This window comes from Thermoflexus sp. (assembly GCF_034432235.1).
Taxonomy (GTDB): domain Bacteria; phylum Chloroflexota; class Anaerolineae; order Thermoflexales; family Thermoflexaceae; genus Thermoflexus.
Genome location: NZ_DAOUCJ010000052.1, coordinates 28538 through 46109 on the forward strand (window position 1 = coordinate 28538; position 17572 = coordinate 46109).

Genomic DNA, 17572 nt, shown 5'->3' on the forward strand with positions numbered 1-17572 from the left:
GAAGCATCCTTATCCCCCCGAATATGGAGCATGCCCCTCGTTAAACAGGAACCAGGCAGCGGGCTTCCCCTCCGTGCTTTTCGACGATTTCCCAGGGTGTTTGAAGGCCCGTTCACTGGTATTATAGCGTTGGATCCGATGGCGATCGTCGCCTTGACCCGAAGTCCCCAATCGTTTCGATGGAATGGGAGCCTCCAGAGGCGACTCGCACGTCGCGAAGGATCGGAACGGACCTGTTAACTCCCCCAGGGGTTACGCAGCCGGGCTCTTCCTGGGGGGTTAGGGCCATCCCGCCGCCCAGGGCTGGAGCCTGGGGGCGCAGGCCTGAACTCCTGGAAACATCGGAGGAACCGATGGGGCCAGGGGTTGCGAACTCGGTGGCTTCTCCCCGCACAGCGGATCTGGTGATCATCGGCGGAGGGATCGCTGGGGCAGCGGCCGCCTTCTACGCGGCCCGCGCGGGCTTTCGAACGGTGGTGGTGGAAGGCAAGCCGTGGCTGGGGGCGTTGACGACCGCCGCGGCTGTGGCCTGCTTCCGCGCCCAATGGGACGACCCGGACTTCGCGTACCTGATGGTCCCGAGCATCGCCACGTATGAGCGGTTCGCCGAGGAGATCGGTATCCCCGACTACGATATCGGCCTGCGCCAGCAGGGATGGCTGTTCGCCACGACGGATCCTCAAGGCCTCGATCGTTTTCAGCGATGGATCGAAGGCCAGCGACGCCTGGGGATCACCGACACCGAACTCTGGACCGGCGACGAGGCCCGACGGCGCTTCCCATGGCTTTCCCCCGATGTGACGGCCGCCACGTTCCGGGCCCGGGACGGCTGGCTCTCGCCGCACGAGGTGGTCTACGGCTACGCGCGGGCCAGCGGGGCGACCTTCCTACTGGAGACGGAGGCGTTCCGGATCCACACCGCCGGCGGGCGGGTCATCGGCGTGGAAACCTCCCGCGGGTTCCTCGCCGCGCCCCGCGTGGTCATCGCCGCAGGGCCGTTCTCCCGGCACCTAACGGCCACCGCCGGGGTGGACCTCCCGCTGTTCCTGCTCCGGCGCCAGCGGGCCTTCGTGGCCGATCCGGCCATCCCCTCCGATGCCCCGATGGTGGCGGACGACGACACCGGGGTGTACTGGCGACCGGAGGCCGGGGGGGCTTTTCTGGGATGGGGCCTGCCGGAGCCGCCAGGCGAGCCTCAGGATCCGGTCCCTGCTGATCCCCTGTTCCCGGCACGAGCGCTGGAGGGCGCCGCCCGGCTCACACCCTTCTTCCGGGAGGTTGCGGCCCGGCTGACCCGGGATCGGGTTTCCGTCGCTGCGGGTCAATACACATGCACGCCCGATGGAAAACCGCTTATCGGGGGCTGTCCGCCGGTGGATGGCCTGTATGTGCTGGCCGGAGATAACGGCTACGGGATTGAGAGCGCGCCCCAGGCCGCGCGGCACCTCATCGCCGTCATGACCGGTCAGCTCCCTGAAGCGGAGAACCCCTTTCGAGTCCATCGGACCTTCCGCCCAACCGGAAAGAAGGTCCTGTGAGAGGCTGCCCATTCCGCATCCTGCTCCGCGGAGGCGGGGATGTCCGAGCTGCCCATGCCCACGTTCACCGATGTGCTGCGCGCCCGGCAGGTTGTGGGACGCTTCCTGCCGCGCACCCCCCTCTACCGCTATCCGACCCTGGACGCGCTGCTCAGGGCGCGGGTCTATGTGAAGCACGAGAACTTCCAGCCCATCGGCGCCTTTAAGGTTCGGGGCGGCGTGTATCTCATGTCCCGGCTCTCGCCGGAGGAGCGATCCCGGGGAGTGATCACCGCCTCCACCGGCAACCACGGCCAGTCGATCGCCTATGCCGCGGCCCTCTTCCATGCCCGCGCCGTGATCGTGGTGCCCCAGAACGCCAATCCGGTCAAGGTGGAAGCGATCCGCGCCTACGGCGCCGAGATCCGCGTGCACGGCCGGGATTTCGATGACGCCCGCTCTTACTGTGAACGGGCCGCCGCTGAGGAAGGCCTCCGGTATATCTCCTCCGGCGACGAGCCGGATCTGATCGCCGGGGTCGCCACCGAGACCCTGGAGATCCTGGAAGAGCAGCCGGAGGTGGAGATGATCTTCGTGCCGGTAGGCGGAGGGAGCGGCGCGGCGGGGGCGTGCCTGGTGGCGAAGACCCTGAACCCTCAGATCCGGGTGATCGGCGTGCAGTCCGCCCGCGCGCCCGCCGCCTATCTCACCTGGCGTCATCGACGCTGGATGGAGGCGCCAATGGAGACGCTGGCGGAGGGCCTGGCCACGCGGCGGCCGTTCATGCTGCCCCAGCGGATCCTGTGGGAGAAGCTGGATGACTTCGTCCTGGTGGAGGATGAGGAGCTGGTGGAAGGCGTGCGGATCTATCTGGAAAAAGCGAAGACGCTGGCGGAGCCCGCAGGGGCCGCCCCCCTGGCCGCCGCCCTCCGGCTGCGGGAACAGATCCGGGGGAAGACCATCGCTCTGATCCTGAGCGGGGGAAACATATCCCCCGAGCAGCTTCGCCGTTTCCTGTAAAACACTGCGCGCGGGGCCTCCAGATCGAGACCCGGAGGGCCAGACGGCCCATGCGGCCAGCCCGGCCATCCTCCGTTTTCCATCACCCGCCTGCGCTCGTATAGTGGCGGAGCGCGTAACGCCAGAAGGAGCGGCTGATCCCGAAGAGGGCCGCGGCGATCAGGAGGCCGGCCAGAACCCCTTCCGGCCGCAGCCAGCCCAGGACCGCCTGGGCCGGCACTGTGGTGATGAACGCAATCGGAACGATAAAGGTCAAGACGATCCGCACCCAGGTGGGGAAAGCCGTCACGGGGAAACGGCCGGCCTCGAAGAAGGTATAGATCAGCTCCATAATATTCCCCACCTCCACAAACCAGAAAGCCAGGGTGATGAGAACCATCAGCAGCGAGTAGAAGATCACCAGGCCGGCGATGAGCATCACCCCGAACAGAAGCAGGCGATCCGGCGAAGGCCACCCCAGCCGGCTCAAGGCCCAGGCCACCACCCCCAGGCCCAGCAGGATATCCGTGAGATGCCAGATCTGCATCCGCTGGAAGGAGACCAGGAACTGGCTGTCCAGGGGGCGCAGCAGGGTGAAATCCAGGGTGCCCTGACGGATTGCCTCTGGGATCTCCTCCAGGTTCGGGCGGAAGAGGGCGGCCATCACCCCTTCGAAGGCGATGAAAAGCCCGGCCACGATCATGGCTTCCTCATAGCGCCAGCCGCCCAGCCGGGGGCGATGCATGAAGAACACCTGGAGCGCCGCCAGCGTCCACAGGGAGGAGGCGACCGCCACCAGGGCGTTGGCCAGGAAATCGGCCCGATATTCCATGGCGGCCATCAGGTTGGCTTTGAAGAACCGAAGGAGAACCCGCACGTAGGTCATCCCAGGCGCCACTCCACCCGGTAGCCGAATCCTTTGGTATTGTCGATCCAGCGCACCCAGCGCGGGGTGATCCGATACAGCCGGGCATGGGCCAGGGCCTGGGGGAGCTCTTCGATGAACGGGAACTTCTCCCGATATCGGGCCATCACCCGTTCCCGCTCCGCTGGATCCTCCACGGTCTCCGCGATCCCGGTCAGCTGAAGGCCCTGGATGTTCTTCCAGTCCCACGGCTCCCCATGGACGGTCACGGCGACTTCCGGTCGGGCGGTGAGATGGCGAACGTGCCGGCTTTCCGGGGAAGAGAGGAAATAGAGCCGCAGCCGTTCGTCGTGGACGAAATAGAGCGAAGCCACGTAAGGATGGCCGCTCTCATCCACGGTTGCCAGGGTCAAGGTCGAGCGACGGCTCAGGAAACGGAGAGCCGCTTCCCAGGCCTCTCCCGTATGAGGCGGAACGGACTCGGCCATGCAGGACCGCCCTGTGGGTGGCGGGGAGGTTTCCCTTCGAATCCAGATCCTGCCCGCAGATGGGCCGGGCGGGAGTCGAACCCGCACGCCCCTTCCGGGGCAGCAGATTTTAAGTCTGCCGCGTCTGCCGTTTCCGCCACCGGCCCGTTTTCCCATATTATTTTAATCGAACTCACCGACCCCTGCGGTGTCGGGCGACAGGCGCGCATCCGTACGGCGTGATGGGTATGTCCCTCCAGCATCCCGAACAGGAGATCGCCATGGAACTCGGGGAATGGCTTTCGCGAGGACTTCAGCTGACCTGGCGGTATAAAACCCTCTGGCTCTTCGGTTTCCTGACGGCCCTGGGCGCAGGGGTTCCTCCCCGCATCCAGGGCCGTCTGAACCTCGGGCGGCCGCCTTTCTCTCCTCTATCCCCAGGCTTCGAACGGATGCTCCAGCGATGGGTGGAACAGAACTGGCCGCTCCTCCTTGTGGCCCTCCTGGGCTTTCTCGTTCTGGTCCTGCTGATTCAGCTAACATCCCTCTGGGGCCAGGGGGCCCTGATCCTGGGAAGCGGCGAGGCGATGGCGGGTCGCTCCCCGGCGCTGGGTGCTCTGGCACGGCGGGCCGCGGCGCGATTGCTGCGCATGATCGGGATCATGGCGCTGCTGGGCGCCCCCGGCTTCCTGGTCGCCCTGGTGTTCCTCGCGGCCATCCTCGGCGGCTTCCTGCTGGCTTTCGCCCAGCGGGTGGAAGCGGCCCGGATCGCCATCCTGCTCATGGTCGTTCCGGCCATGCTGGCTCTCCTGGGCTGTCTGCTGATCCTCGCCGGGGCCCTGCATCTCTGGTCCCGCCTGGCCCTGCGAGCGGCGCTGCTGGAGGATCTCCCGTGGATCGCAGCGCTCCGCCGGGGCCTTCAAATCGGCCTGCGACGGATAGGGTCCCTGCTCCTGGTGTGGCTGGTGCTGGATGTCGGGGTGCTGGGCGTGATCACCTTCATTCTCTCCCTCCTCGTCGCCGTGCCCCTCGCAGCCATCGTGGGTATCGCATTCCTGGCCTTCTTCCGGAGCGGCGGGCCTGCGGATCTTTCCACGATGGTTCGATTCCTCCGCGTCATCGCCCTGACCGGGTTCTGCATCGGCGTTCTAACCTCGCTCCTGCTGGCACCGGTCATGACCTTTGCGGAAACGGTGTGGACCCTGGCGTATCGCTCCTGGACTGGGGAGGAGATTCCCCAGACCACCTGAGCGCCTTTCTTTGCTGGTGGTATCCACCTGGGGTGGGGAGCGCTCCCTTCGTGCGACAACCATAGCTCGCCGAACGGGTTCTCCCACTCATCATCAGACGAAGCAACAAGGGTCACTCTGAATCGGACAGGGGATGCCATGCGCGCGCTGATCACAGGAGGGACAGGCTTTCTGGGCGCCAACCTGGCCGTCTATCTCCGACAACAAGGGTGGAAGGTCCGGATCCTCCGCCGCCCCACCTCCTCCCTGGAAGCCGTGAAGGACCTGGACGTAGAGCATGCGATCGGGGATGTGCTGGATCCGGACAGCCTGCGCCCGGCGATGGTGGGATGCGATGTGGTCTTTCACGCCGCGGCGATCTCCGCCTACTGGCGCACCCCGGCGGAACAGATCCTCCGGGTAAACGTGGAAGGCACACGCAATGTCCTCACTGCGGCTCGGGATCTGGGAGTCCATCGGGTCGTCCTGACCAGCTCCCTGGCGGCCCTGGGGGTGCCGGAGCCCGGCACCTTGCTGACCGAGGATCATCCTTACAATCTGCCCCCCGGCTGCTTTCTCTACGGATACAGCAAGGCCATCGCGGAAGCGATCGCCCGGGTTTTCGTGGAACAGGGGCTGGAGGTGGTGATCGTGAACCCCTCCGTGATCCTGGGCCCCCGGGATATCCATCGCATCTCGGGGAGCTTGATCCTGGAAATGGCCCGGAGGAGGGTGCCCGCCCTCCCACCCGGTGGGGTCAACGTGGTGGCGGTCGAGGATGTGGCCCGCGGGCATGCCCTGGCCCTGGAGCGCGGGCGACCCGGGGAGCGATACATCCTCGGTGGGGAGAACCTGACCTATCGGGAGCTCGCCGAGCGGATCGCGGAAGTCATCGGCGTCCCTCCCCCCCGCTGGGTGATCCCTCCACGAGGGGTGAAAGGGCTCGCCGCGCTGGCCCGGATCGCGCAGGCGCTGGGCCTTCCCCTGCCCGTGGGGGCGGATCAGCTGTGGCTGAGCGCCCACTTCATCTGGTGTGATGGCCGCAAAGCGGAGGCGGAGCTGGGTTACCGCCCGGAGGTCCCGGTGCGCGAGGCGATCCGGCGTGCATGGGAATGGTATCAGGGATCCTGCCCCGGATCCCCTCGAACGGGGGAGGGGGCGGACCAGCCCTCCATGAGGAGGACCCTAACGGAACGCTGATATTTTGTTCACGTTTCGTTTACATGGAGGCAATACATTAAGCAAATGAGAGCAGCCCGAACGAGGCGCCGGAAGGGAGGTGAGGGCATATGGTGCGCCTGGATCTCGGCCTGGCGATCCTGCGTGCTTTGATTGGGTTGCTCTTTGCGGGCCATGGGGTTCAGAAGCTGTTCGGATGGCTCGGCGGCCATGGGCTGAACGGAACGGCCGCGTGGCTGGAGAGCCTGAACATCCGGCCGGGACGGCCGTGGGCGCTGCTGCTGGGCCTGGGGGAGTTCGTGGGCGGCCTGCTCCTCGCCCTGGGCCTGGCCACGCCGTGGGCGACCCTGCCGCTGCTCGCTTCCCAGCTGGTAGCCCTCATCCGGGTCCACGCGCCGAAGGGGTTGTGGATCGATCGGGGCGGCTTTGAGTATAACCTGGTCCTGATCGCTCTGAGCGCTTTCTTCGGATTCTATGGGGCGGGCGCCTACAGCGTGGATGCCTGGCTGGGGTGGGTATGGCCGCAGCCCATGACCTTCGGGCTCGTCCTGATCCTGGCACTGCTCATCGCCCTCCTGGCCCTGGCGGCTCCGGTCTGGGCGCCGCGGCTCTCCCGGCGGGCCGCCTGATCCCCATGGCCCCGGCCGGAGGATCGGGCGGCCGCAAAACGGCCGCCCGATCCCCTGATTTCCCACGTCCTGGAACGCCTGCGAAGATCGTTGCCGGCGATGTGCCCCACCTCCATCGACGTGTTTCGCCCCACTCCAGACAACGACTCCAGACGACGATGAATCGTTCCCATTTCCATGGTGACCGCCACCCCGGCACGGGGATTGGAAGCAATCCCGCAAGGTCCTCGCTTTCATCCATGGGGCCCCAGGCCTTGCCCGGGTTTCCCACCGCCTGTGGATTCCGGCTTCACGCTCTAAGCACTCCCCCCATCGGATGGTAATATAATCCGGTAGGTTGCGATGGCTGGGCCTCTTCAATGCCCAGCCTGGCCACAGAAGCCTATGGGGGGCAGGAGATCCGATGCGGATTCTCATCACCGGCGGCGCGGGCTTCCTGGGCGCCGCCCTGGCGAACCGGCTGGTTCGTGAGGGCCATACGGTGCTGGCCCTCGATGACCTCAGCGCAGGAGATCCCCAACGTCTGGATTCCCGGGTGGTCCTCGCCCGGGGGGATGTGCGGGATGTCCCCCGGCTCTGGACCCTGCTGCAAGGGGTGGATTTGGTCTATCATCTGGCCGCCCGGGTTTCGGTGCCTGAATCCATTCTCTACCCTCGGATCTACCAGGATGTGAACGTGGGCGGCACGGTGGCCCTGCTGGAGGCCATGCGGGACGCCGGGGTGAGGCGCCTGGTGCTGGCCTCCTCCGGCGCCGTCTACGGCGATCAGCCGGTCCAGCCGGTCCACGAGGAGCTCCTTCCCCGCCCCCGTTCCGTCTATGCGGTGACCAAGCTGGCGGCCGAGCATTTCGTTCTGACCCTGGGCCGGCTGTGGGGGTTTGAAGTGGTCGTCCTGCGGATTTTCAACGCATACGGCCCTGGCCAGCCGCTCCCCGCTGCCCACGCGCCGGTGATTTCCCGGTTTCTCAAACAGGCCATCGAGGGCGGAACCCTGGTGATCTTCGGGGATGGGACTCAAACCCGGGATTTCGTGTATCTGGATGATGTGGTGGAAGCCTTAGTAGCGGCCGGGGAGCGGACAGGCCTGAACGGGGAGCTCATCAATGTGGGGAGCGGCCGGGAGATCTCCATCAACGAGCTGGCCGATATCGTCATGCGCGTGGTCGGCCGGCGGGTCCCGGTGATCCACAGCCCCGCTCAGGACGGCGGGGTGGCCCGGCTGTGCGCCGATCTCCGGAAAGCGGAGCGGCTCCTGGGATACCGGCCGCGGGTCTTCCTGGAAGAGGGCCTGCGTCGGATGCTCCGGGAAGATCCCCGGTTCCGGGGGTGAGCGGAGGATCGTTCCCCGATGGCGGCTCCCTCCCTCCTGTCCAAACTCAGCGAGCGCCTGGCCTCGAGCCTGTGGACCCTGGTGGTCCTGGTCTACCTGGCATATGGGGCGATCTTCGGGATCTACGCGGTCTCCCTCTTTCAGTTCCCCTTCGATTATGATCAGGGAGAGGGATTCGAGCTGCTCGATGCGATTTACTTCGCCCGGGGGGAGTGGCCGTATCGCGACATTGAGACGTATCCTTTCTATGCCTCGAATTATCCCCCGCTTTTTCATCTCCTGGCAGTCCCCCTGGTCTGGATCTTCGGCCCGCGCCTGATCGCGGGCCGGCTGCTCTCCGCGGCCGCAACGATCGCCCTGGCCGTGGCGGTGGGTCTCGCCGTCGGGCACTGGACCCGGAGGTGGGGGCCCGGCATCTGGGCAGGGGGGATGGTCCTGGCCTCGAATTATGTTTACCACATCGGCCCCCTCTCCCGCAGCCATATGATGATGGTCCTCTTCGAAACCCTGGCCGTGCTGGCGCTGGCCCGAGAGGAGAGTTTCCCTTCCCGGCGATCCCTGCTGCTGGGGTCGCTGGCGCTGACGGCAGCGGGCTGGACCAAACAACATGCCATCGTCACCGTGCTGGCGGTTCTCGCTTATCTCTTCCTGCGCCGTCCCCGGGTGGCGCTGGCCTGGGGGGTTTCCTTCGCGGCGGCGAATCTGGCCCTGTTCGCCCTGCTGAACCTTGCCACCGGCGGCTACTGGTTCCTGCACATCATCGAGGCCAACATCAACGAGTATGACTACCGCCAGGCGTTCTTCCTCTACAGCCAGTGGTTCCGCCTCCATGCGGTCGTCCTCCTTCTGACGGCAGCGCTGGTCCTGTATGAGCTGTACGCCGATCGCCTCTCCATGTTCAGCGTGTGGGCCGTCTTCGCCGCGGCCGGCGGAGCGCTGGCGGGCAAGTGGGGAGCTGGGGAATCGTATTTCATCACTGCGGTGGTGGCCGCGATCCTGGCGGCCGGCCGGCTCCTGGCGCGTATCGAGGGATGGACCGCGGGGCGGCCCGCGGGGCGGGCGATTGCGGCGGTATTGATCCCCCTCGCTTTGCTTCATCAGGCAGGACGGGTCTTCCATCTGCCCACCGATCATCCGTGGACCGCGCCAGTGGCTCGCTGGCTGGGGCTGGAGGGGGTCCGATACGTGGACACGGTCGAATACACCCAGCTGGGCCATCTGCCCACCGCGGAGGACATCCGCAACGGGTGGCGGATCGTGGAGATGGTGCGGGAGGCACCAGGCCCCGCTTTCACGGAAGAAGCCTCATGGGCGCTCTGGGCCGGGAAGGAACCGGTGACCAACCCCACGCAGCTGTTGAATCTTTACAAGAACCGGAAGTTGAACCCGGAGCCGCTGATCCGGATGATCCGGGCCCAGGCCTTCGGGATCGTGGTGCTGCGGGCCCAATTCTACCCCCAGCCGGTGCTGGACGCGATCGGCCAGGCTTACCGGCCGATCGCCGATATCCCGATGAACGGATTCATCTATCGCATTCTGATCCCCCGACATCTCCCATAAGCGCCGGGTTCGACCTCAGCTCGGAGGCCGAAGGCCATAAGGAGATTTCGGAGGAGCCCCCGAAGGCCCTCCACCCTTCCTCCGGACCGGGGAGGGGGACTTCAGCCCCGACCCTCCCATCCCCGCCGGACAAGAAGATCCCCCGGCCGGATTTGACAGGCCCGCCCAGTCGGGATACAATGGTCGTGACTCCCCTCCCCCCGGGGGAGGGATATCCGCCCGGAGGGACTATGGAAGCCCGAACGAAAGCGGAGGTCCTGCGGCGGCTGCGCAGCATCGCCGGGCATGTGGAGGGGATCGCCCGGATGGTGGAGGAGGACGCCTATTGCATTGACATCATCCGGCAGGTGCAGGCGGTGCAGCGGGCTCTGGCCAAGGTGAACGATATGGTCCTGGCCCAGCACCTGCGCACGTGCGTAACGACCGCCATTCGGGGTGAGGACCCGGGCGAACGGGAGCGGGTGCTGGAGGAGATCGTGGAAGTTTTTGAGACCGCGCAGAAGCTTTGACCCACCCAGGACCAGGGATCATACATAGGCGGCCGTTCCCCGGATCGATCCGAGCTACGGGCGATTTCCGGTTTCCAGAGAACCCTGTATGGAGGGAAGCGATGATGGAGACGCGAACCTTCGTTGCGCCGAACATCTCGTGCCATCACTGCATCCACACCATCACCCGAGAGCTGAAGGCGCTGGAAGGGGTGAAGGAGGTGCGCGGGGATGTGACCACCAAGCAGGTGACGGTGGCCTTCGAGCCCCCCGCCACCTGGGAGCGGATCGTGGCGGTGCTCCACGAGATCGGCTACCCCCCCGCCTCGGCATGAGGCGGTCCATCCCCTCTGGGGGTCTCCGCCCGCCTTCCGGCTGCGTAAGGGATCGAGAAAGGGGGACAGGATGCGAAGGATCTGGACGCTGGGGCTGGCGTGGATCGGTCTGGTCGGATGCCTGAGCGGGGGTGGGGGAACGCCTGCCCCTATCCCCACGCGCCCGACGGAGACACCGACCGCTTCGCCGGTGGCGATCGGAACGCCGGCCCCCCCACCGACATGGACCTCCACGCCGGCCCCAACTCCGACGGCGACCGGGACGTCGACGCCGCGCCCGCGGGCGGCGCTCTATAACTTCGTCCTGCCGGGCTGACCGGTGTGCGCCCGCAACACGCGCCTCGTGCAGGCGCTGCGACCACGGTATGAGAGCGATGTGGATTTCTTCGAGGTGCGGGCGGACACGCGGGAAGGTCAGGCCCTCCTGGCCCGGTTCGGGATGCCCGGCACCCATGGCCTGGTGGTCCTGGACCGCCAGGGACAGGTGATCTGGCGCAGCTTCGGCCACGATGCGACGCCGGAAACGGTGGAGGCCATTCTGCAGCAGGCGATCCGGTAGGCGTAGGGGACCAGGGCGATCGGTCGGTCTTCCCGATGCGCTGCAGTGGCACCAAGGAGGTGAACATTCCATGACCACTTCGACGCGGGAAGTAGTGCTTCCCATTATCGGCATGACCTGTGCGAACTGCGCCCGGACGGTGGAGCGGGCCCTGAAGCGCATGCCCGGGGTGCTGGAGGCTTCGGTGAATTTCGCCGCCGAACAGGCGGTCGTGCTGCTGGATCCCTCGGCCGCGGATATCCGCCAGGCCGTCCAGCAGGTCCGGGCGGCCGGCTACGATGTGGCCACCGCCACAGTGGAGCTGCCGATCCTGGGGATGACCTGTGCGAACTGCGCCCGCACCATCGAGCGCGCCCTCCATCGGGTTCCGGGGGTGCTGGAGGCCACGGTTAACCTGGCGGCGGAACGCGCCCGCATCACTTATGTGGTGGGCGTGGCCTCGATCCGCGATCTGATCCAGGCGGTTCGGGAGGCCGGTTACGATGTGGTGGAGGCGGCCGGAGGGCTGGAAGAGGCCGGGATGGATGCGGAGCAGGCGGCCCGCGAGGCGGAGCTGGCCCGTCAGCGCCGTCGCTTCCTGTGGGGGTTGATCTTCACGCTCCCCACGTTCTGGCTGAGCATGCAGTTCGATCTGCTCCACAACGTGATGCCCGGGATGGCCCGGCCGCTCCTTCTGGACTGGCTGCTCCTCTTCCTCAGCACGCCGGTGCAGTTCGGAGTGGGATGGGATTTCTATCGAGGGGCTTATCGGGCTCTGCGGCTGGGAACCGCCAACATGGACGTGCTGGTCGCCCTGGGCACTTCGGCGGCCTATTTCTACAGCCTGGCGGTTACCCTGGCCCTCACCCTGGGCAGCACGGCGCTGGGCCGTTACACCTATTTCGAAACCGCCGCGGTCATCATCACCCTGATCGTTCTGGGGAAGTATCTGGAGGCGCGAGCCAAAGGGCGGGCCGGCGAGGCGATCCGCGCCCTGATGGCATTGCAGCCGGAACGGGCCCGCGTGCTGCGGGACGGCCGGGAGATCGAGATCCCGGCCGCCGAGGTCCGGGTGGGAGATCTCCTCATCGTTCGACCGGGGGAGCGCATCCCGGCGGATGGGATCGTCCTGGAAGGACGATCGGCAGTCGATGAGTCCATGATGACCGGGGAGTCCCTTCCGGTGGAGAAGGGCCCGGGCGATCGGGTGCTGGGTGGGACGGTGAACCAGCACGGTCTGCTGAAGATCGAGGCCACTCACGTGGGGCGGGATACCGTGCTGGCCGGGATCATCCGGCTGGTCCGGGAGGCCCAGGGGAGCAAAGCCCCAATCCAGCGGCTGGCCGACCAGGTCTCGGCGGTCTTCGTTCCTCTGGTGATCGCCATCGCCGCCCTGACCTTCCTGGGCTGGCTCCTCATCGGCGGGGCCGGCTTCACCCGGGCCATGGTCAATGCCATCGCCGTCCTGGTGGTGGCCTGCCCGTGCGCCATGGGGCTGGCCACGCCCACCGCGATTATGGTGGGAACAGGCCGGGGGGCGACGATGGGGATCCTCTTCCGCAGCGCCCGGGCCCTGGAGCAGCTGGGGAGGGTCACCATGGTCGCTCTGGATAAGACCGGCACCCTCACCCAGGGCCGGCCGGTGGTGACCGAAGTGATCCCCCGCGCGGGCTGGACCCCCGAGGATGTCCTGGCCCTGGCCGCCAGTGTGGAGCAGGGGAGCGAGCATCCGCTGGCCGTGGCCGTGGTGGAAGCCGCCCGAGCCCGAGGGCTCGCCCTGGAGAAGCTGGCCGGGTTCTCGGCGTTGCCCGGCCGGGGAGTGGTGGCCCACCGGAATGGAAACGTGGTCCGGGTGGGTAAGGTCTCGTGGCTCCAGGCGGAGGGGGTGACGCTGGAGGAACTGGGCGAAGCGGCGCGCGCCCTTCAGGAGAAGGGCCGGACGACCATGCTGGTCGCCCAGGATGGAGAGGCGATCGGATTGATCGCCCTGGCGGATACGTTAAAGCCGGAAGCGGCGGAGGCCATCGCGGCGCTGCATCGGCTGGGCGTGCAAACCGCGATGATCACCGGGGATAACCGGCGAACCGCGGAGGCGATCGCCCAGCAGGTCGGCATCGACCGGGTCTTCGCGGAGGTCCTGCCCGCCGATAAGGCCGAGATCGTCCGCCAGCTGCAGGGGGAAGGCCATCGGGTCGCCATGGTCGGGGATGGGATCAATGATGCCCCGGCCCTCGCCCAGGCGGATGTGGGGATCGCGATGGGAACCGGCACGGCGGTGGCGATGGAGACGGCGGACGTCACGCTGATGCGGGGGGATCTGCGCCTGCTGCCTCAGGCGATCCGGCTCTCGCGGGGGACGATGCGGACGATCCGCCAGAATCTGTTCTGGGCGTTCTTCTACAATGTGATCCTGATCCCCGTGGCAGCGCTGGGCCTGCTGCATCCGATGATGGCGGCCGGGGCCATGGCGTTCTCTTCCATCTTCGTCGTAACCAACTCGCTGCGCCTGCGCGGGTTCCGGGTGTAGAGGCTGCCCCCGAGGAGGCCGCGAATCCGCGAATGGGGAGGATGCAGCGCGTCGAGGAGTGGGCGCTCTCCGATTCGGTGCGCTCCGTGGCATAGTTCTGAGCAACGCTTCCCTGGAGGCAGCGATGAGGCCTGGGCGAAAAGCGTTCCTGGGGATGCTGGCGATCATGTTCCTGATGGGCTGCCAGGGGTCCTTCTCATCGGCCCAGCGGGACAGCCCTCTGGCGAAGGAAGGGGTGACGGTTTATCGCACCCCGAGTTGTGGATGCTGCGGCGAATACGTTCGGTATCTCCGGGATCACGGAGTGACCGTCCATGTGATCGAACAGGATGATCTGACACGGCTGAAGCGACAGTGGGGGATCCCGGAGCCCATGTGGAGTTGCCACACCGCGCGGGTGGGCCCCTATGTGGTCGAGGGCCATGTGCCGCTGGAGGCGATCGCTCGCCTGTTGAGGGAACGCCCCGACGCCCGGGGGATCGCGCTCCCCGGCATGCCGTCCGGATCTCCCGGAATGGGGGGCGCCCGATCCGGTCCGCTGACGATCGATCTCCTCACCGTCGACGGCCAGGCCCATCCGTGGATGGAGTGGTGAGACCCACACAGCCCATGCGCAGGGTCTCCTCGGAGAGACCGAGGGATTTCCCCTTCCCCATGCGGCCTTTGGGGCCATGGGGGAGAAGCCACCCGCCCTCCCCGATGCGAGCGGAACGGCGCAGTCCCTTCTTTTTCCCCTCTCCCCGGAAAAGGGGATTAAAATGTTAATAGAAGGGTCCGTGGAGGCTCTGGTCCCCGGTTGTTTCTCTATCTCTCCAGCTCTCCCCGCACCGGGAAGACGCGGAGCGGTGAGCGACTCCTCCCCCTCTCCTGCGCCGCTTTGCGGCCTGGGGGGAGGACCATCATTTCCATAGGGAATCGAGAGGGTCCCTATCTGGAACTCCTCAATGAAGAGCGGTGGCCGGCCGGATGAGGGGAAAGGGGGAATGGCGATGGCGGAGGTTCGAACGCTGGCGGAGGTGCTGGATGCGCTGACACGGCCGGGCGAGCTCTATGAGCGGCTTCCGGATGGATCCGTGCGCTGTTACGCCTGCGGTCACCGCTGTCTGATCCGTCCGGGCCGCCGGGGGATCTGCCAGGTGCGCTTCAACCGGGACGGCACCCTCTACGTCCCGTGGGGGTATGTGGCCGCCCTCCAGGTGGACCCCACGGAGAAGAAGCCTTTCTTCCACATCCTTCCCGGCTCCTATACCCTGACCTTCGGGATGCTGGGTTGCGATCTGCATTGCAGTTACTGTCAAAACTGGCTAACCTCGCAGGCTCTTCGTGATCCAGCCGCGGGAGTGATGCCGGAGGAGGTCACCCCTGCTCAGCTGGTGGCGCTGGCGAAGCGGTATGGGGCGCAGCTGGTAGGGAGCTCCTATAACGAGCCGCTGATCACCTCGGAATGGGCAGTGGCGATCTTCCGGGAGGCCATCGCCCATGGCCTGCGCTGCGTCTACGTCTCGAACGGCAACCTCACCCGGGAGGTCCTGGAATATCTCCGGCCCTACCTGGTGGGCTACAAGATCGATCTCAAGAGCATGCGCGATAAGAACTACCGGGCCCTGGGGATGCCCCTCAAGAACGTCCTGGAGGGCATCCGCATGGTCTATGAGAGCGGCCTGTGGCTGGAGGTGGTCACCCTGGTGGTGCCGGGCTTTAACGATTCCGATGAAGAGCTGCGGGACGCGGCGGAGTTCCTGGCTTCCATCTCCCCGGATATCCCCTGGCATGTGACGGCCTTCCATCCAGATTACAAGATGACCGATCGGGACTGGACCCCGGCGAAGACGCTGATCCGGGCGGCGGAGATCGGGAAGGCCGCCGGCCTGCGCTATGTTTACGCCGGCAACCTCCCGGGCCAGGTGGGGCCCTTCGAGAACACCTACTGCCCGAATTGCGATGCCCTCCTTATCGCCCGCCACGGGTTCCGGATCCTGGTGGATCATCTCAGCGGGCGAGGGACCTGCTACCGGTGTGGGACAGCGATCCCGGGCATCTGGCAGTGAGAACGCCTCCGATGAAAGGGGCCCATGGCCCGTCGACCAGCGGGCAGGCGGTTGCCTGAATTCTTCATGGAGACCAGGGGAGCGCGGACCGTGAGCCGTTCGAAGAAGCGTGCCGTTGCGGAGCGTCGGCGGACGAAAGGAGGGGCCCGGGAGAGAACATCTGGCGCCCGCCGGACGACCTCCTCAAAAGGTCCTCTGCGCTGGAGGCCTGCCCTCACGCTGGATCAGCAACTGGACCTGCTGGGCCTGATCCTGTTCCTGGGCGGGATCCTGGTGGCCTTCGGTTTGCTCGCCCCCCAGCGAATGCCCGGTCTGAGCTCCTTCCTTCTGGGTCTGATCCACGGGTTCGGGGGTGGGGTCTTCGCGTTCCCTCTGGGGCTGATCGCGGGCGGCGCCTGGCTGCTGGTTCGACGCTTTGAGCAGGTCCCCCAACCCCGCATGTCGCTCCTTTTGGGGCTGCTCCTGCTCTATGGATCGCTGTTGATGATCCTGGATGGACTGGGAGGGATGGGCGGGGCGGTGGGAGCGGCGCTGGTCCGGGGTCTGACGGAAAATCTGGGCCCCATCGGGGCATGGCTGGTCTGGCTGGGGATGATCGGGGCGGGCCTGATGGGAACCTTCCGGCTTTCGCCCGAACGCCCGCTGGAGTGGGGGATTCGAGGGCTGCGCCGGCTTCGAGACCTTCCGCCCGGCCGCTCCGCGGGCGAGGATCTCCCGATCCCCCTTCCCCAGCGGGCGGAACCCGCAGCTTCCTTCCCTCCTTCCGATCGATCCCCGCGCATCCTGGGGGAAACCGAGATCTCCGAGCATGCCCCGGAGGCCGTGCAGACCCCAGAGCTCCCCGGGGACCAGGAGGCGCCGTTGCAGATCGCCCCGGCGGGACCGAAATGGACCCTTCCCCGCCTGGAGGAAATCCTGGATCCCGAAGAAGAAGTGGAAATCGACGAAGCGGATCTCCGGGAGAAGGCCCATATCATCGAAGAGACATTGCGCAGCCTGGGGGTCGAAGCCCGGGTAGTGGAGGTCCAGCGCGGGCCCACGGTGACCCTCTTCGGCCTGGAACCCGGCCAGATCTCCCGGGGAGGCCGCTCCACCCGGGTGAAGGTGGGGCAGATCGCGGCGCTGGCGGACGACCTGGCGCTGGCCCTCTCCGCCCGCGCGGTCCGGGTCCTGGCCCCTATCCCGGGCCGGGGCCTGGTGGGGATCGAGGTTCCCAACGAGCGGGCGGCCCTGGTTCGGTTGCGGGAAGTGATGGAAAGCGAAGCCTATCGCGCGATGGCCTCCCCGCTGCGGCTGCCCCTCGGGCAAACGGTCTCCGGCGAGCCCCTGGTGGCCGATCTCACCGCTATGCCGCACCTTCTGATCGCGGGAGCGACCGGCTCCGGGAAATCCGTGGCCCTGAATGCGATCCTGGTCTCGCTGCTGTGCACGTGCACGCCGGATGATCTGCGACTGATCCTCATCGATCCCAAGCGGGTCGAGCTGACACCCTATAACGGCATCCCGCATCTCTGGACCCCGGTGGTGGTGGAGATCGAGAAAGTGCCCCGGGTGCTCCAGGAGGCCATGCGGGAGATGGAGCGTCGATACCGTGTGTTCGCCGCCGTCGGCGCGCGCCACATCGCGGATTACAACCGGCGGGCGGAAGAGCGGGGCGAGCCCCGCATGCCGTATCTGGTCATCGTGGTGGATGAGCTGGCAGATCTGATGATCACCGCGCCGGAGGAAACCGAGCGGCGGATCACCCGGCTGGCGCAGATGGCGCGGGCGACGGGGATCCATCTGGTGATCGCCACCCAGCGCCCCAGCGTGGATGTGGTGACCGGATTGATCAAGGCCAACTTCCCGGCCCGCATCGCCT

The 17572-nt window shown here is 66.6% G+C and carries 17 protein-coding genes and 1 tRNA gene; 15 read left to right on the forward strand and 3 right to left on the reverse strand.

Features of this window, described 5'->3' with window-relative positions:
* The first annotated feature begins 353 nt into the window (after positions 1 to 353).
* Both VAE54_RS06395 and VAE54_RS06400 read left to right on the forward strand, forming a co-directional pair.
* Positions 354 to 1538, forward strand: coding sequence for an FAD-dependent oxidoreductase (locus tag VAE54_RS06395; RefSeq protein ID WP_322801114.1), 1185 nt, complete (start codon positions 354 to 356; stop codon positions 1536 to 1538).
* A gap of 39 nt (positions 1539 to 1577) precedes the next feature.
* Positions 1578 to 2537, forward strand: a complete 960-nt coding sequence (locus VAE54_RS06400) for a threonine/serine dehydratase (RefSeq protein WP_322801115.1) — start codon at positions 1578 to 1580, stop codon at positions 2535 to 2537.
* Positions 2538 to 2619: 82 nt separating this feature from the next.
* Here VAE54_RS06400 and VAE54_RS06405 read toward each other — a convergent pair whose 3' ends face one another.
* The 3 genes from VAE54_RS06405 to VAE54_RS06415 all read right to left on the reverse strand — a co-directional run bounded on the left by VAE54_RS06405 (position 2620) and on the right by VAE54_RS06415 (position 4015).
* Positions 2620 to 3402 carry an ABC transporter permease gene (locus tag VAE54_RS06405; protein ID WP_322801116.1) on the reverse strand — a complete coding sequence of 261 codons (783 nt, stop codon included), beginning with the start codon at positions 3400 to 3402 and terminating at the stop codon, positions 2620 to 2622.
* On the reverse strand, positions 3399 to 3869 hold the full coding sequence (locus VAE54_RS06410) for a pyridoxamine 5'-phosphate oxidase family protein (RefSeq protein ID WP_322801117.1): 471 nt from the start codon (positions 3867 to 3869) through the stop codon (positions 3399 to 3401). Before VAE54_RS06410 ends, VAE54_RS06405 begins: the two co-directional genes overlap by 4 nt.
* 60 nt (positions 3870 to 3929) lie before the next feature.
* Positions 3930 to 4015: transfer RNA gene (locus VAE54_RS06415), tRNA-Leu, on the reverse strand.
* Positions 4016 to 4129: 114 nt separating this feature from the next.
* On the opposite strand from VAE54_RS06415, the gene VAE54_RS06420 reads away from it, so the two are divergent.
* The 13 genes from VAE54_RS06420 to VAE54_RS06480 all read left to right on the forward strand — a co-directional run.
* On the forward strand, positions 4130 to 5098 hold the full coding sequence (locus VAE54_RS06420) for a hypothetical protein (protein ID WP_322801118.1): 969 nt from the start codon (positions 4130 to 4132) through the stop codon (positions 5096 to 5098).
* 138 nt (positions 5099 to 5236) lie between these two features.
* Positions 5237 to 6277: an SDR family oxidoreductase gene (locus tag VAE54_RS06425; RefSeq protein ID WP_322801119.1), complete on the forward strand. Its 1041-nt coding sequence runs from the start codon at positions 5237 to 5239 to the stop codon at positions 6275 to 6277.
* An 89-nt stretch (positions 6278 to 6366) separates the two neighbouring features.
* Entirely contained in the window at positions 6367 to 6885 is a 519-nt protein-coding gene (locus VAE54_RS06430) for a DoxX family protein (protein WP_322801120.1), read from the forward strand.
* Between the two features lie 403 nt (positions 6886 to 7288).
* On the forward strand, positions 7289 to 8215 hold the full coding sequence (locus VAE54_RS06435) for an NAD-dependent epimerase/dehydratase family protein (RefSeq protein WP_322801121.1): 927 nt from the start codon (positions 7289 to 7291) through the stop codon (positions 8213 to 8215).
* Positions 8216 to 8233: 18 nt separating this feature from the next.
* Complete coding sequence (locus tag VAE54_RS06440; protein WP_322801122.1) at positions 8234 to 9775, forward strand: hypothetical protein; 1542 nt, start codon at positions 8234 to 8236, stop codon at positions 9773 to 9775.
* A gap of 230 nt (positions 9776 to 10005) precedes the next feature.
* Complete coding sequence (locus tag VAE54_RS06445) at positions 10006 to 10284, forward strand: metal-sensitive transcriptional regulator (RefSeq protein ID WP_322801123.1); 279 nt, start codon at positions 10006 to 10008, stop codon at positions 10282 to 10284.
* Between the two features lie 101 nt (positions 10285 to 10385).
* Complete coding sequence (locus VAE54_RS06450; protein WP_322801124.1) at positions 10386 to 10598, forward strand: heavy-metal-associated domain-containing protein; 213 nt, start codon at positions 10386 to 10388, stop codon at positions 10596 to 10598.
* Between the two features lie 70 nt (positions 10599 to 10668).
* Positions 10669 to 10914, forward strand: a complete 246-nt coding sequence (locus VAE54_RS06455) for a hypothetical protein (RefSeq protein WP_322801125.1) — start codon at positions 10669 to 10671, stop codon at positions 10912 to 10914.
* Positions 10915 to 10917: 3 nt separating this feature from the next.
* On the forward strand, positions 10918 to 11157 hold the full coding sequence (locus VAE54_RS06460) for a hypothetical protein (protein ID WP_322801126.1): 240 nt from the start codon (positions 10918 to 10920) through the stop codon (positions 11155 to 11157).
* A 70-nt stretch (positions 11158 to 11227) separates the two neighbouring features.
* Entirely contained in the window at positions 11228 to 13663 is a 2436-nt protein-coding gene (locus VAE54_RS06465; RefSeq protein ID WP_322801127.1) for a heavy metal translocating P-type ATPase, read from the forward strand.
* Between the two features lie 124 nt (positions 13664 to 13787).
* The gene (locus VAE54_RS06470) at positions 13788 to 14258 is read left to right on the forward strand and encodes a DUF411 domain-containing protein (protein WP_322801128.1); all 471 of its coding nucleotides are present in this window, start codon (positions 13788 to 13790) and stop codon (positions 14256 to 14258) included.
* A 394-nt stretch (positions 14259 to 14652) separates the two neighbouring features.
* Complete coding sequence (gene amrS / locus VAE54_RS06475; protein ID WP_322801129.1) at positions 14653 to 15711, forward strand: AmmeMemoRadiSam system radical SAM enzyme; 1059 nt, start codon at positions 14653 to 14655, stop codon at positions 15709 to 15711.
* Between the two features lie 90 nt (positions 15712 to 15801).
* Positions 15802 to 17572: DNA translocase FtsK (locus VAE54_RS06480; protein ID WP_322801130.1), on the forward strand; the 1771-nt coding region annotated here is incomplete at its 3' end.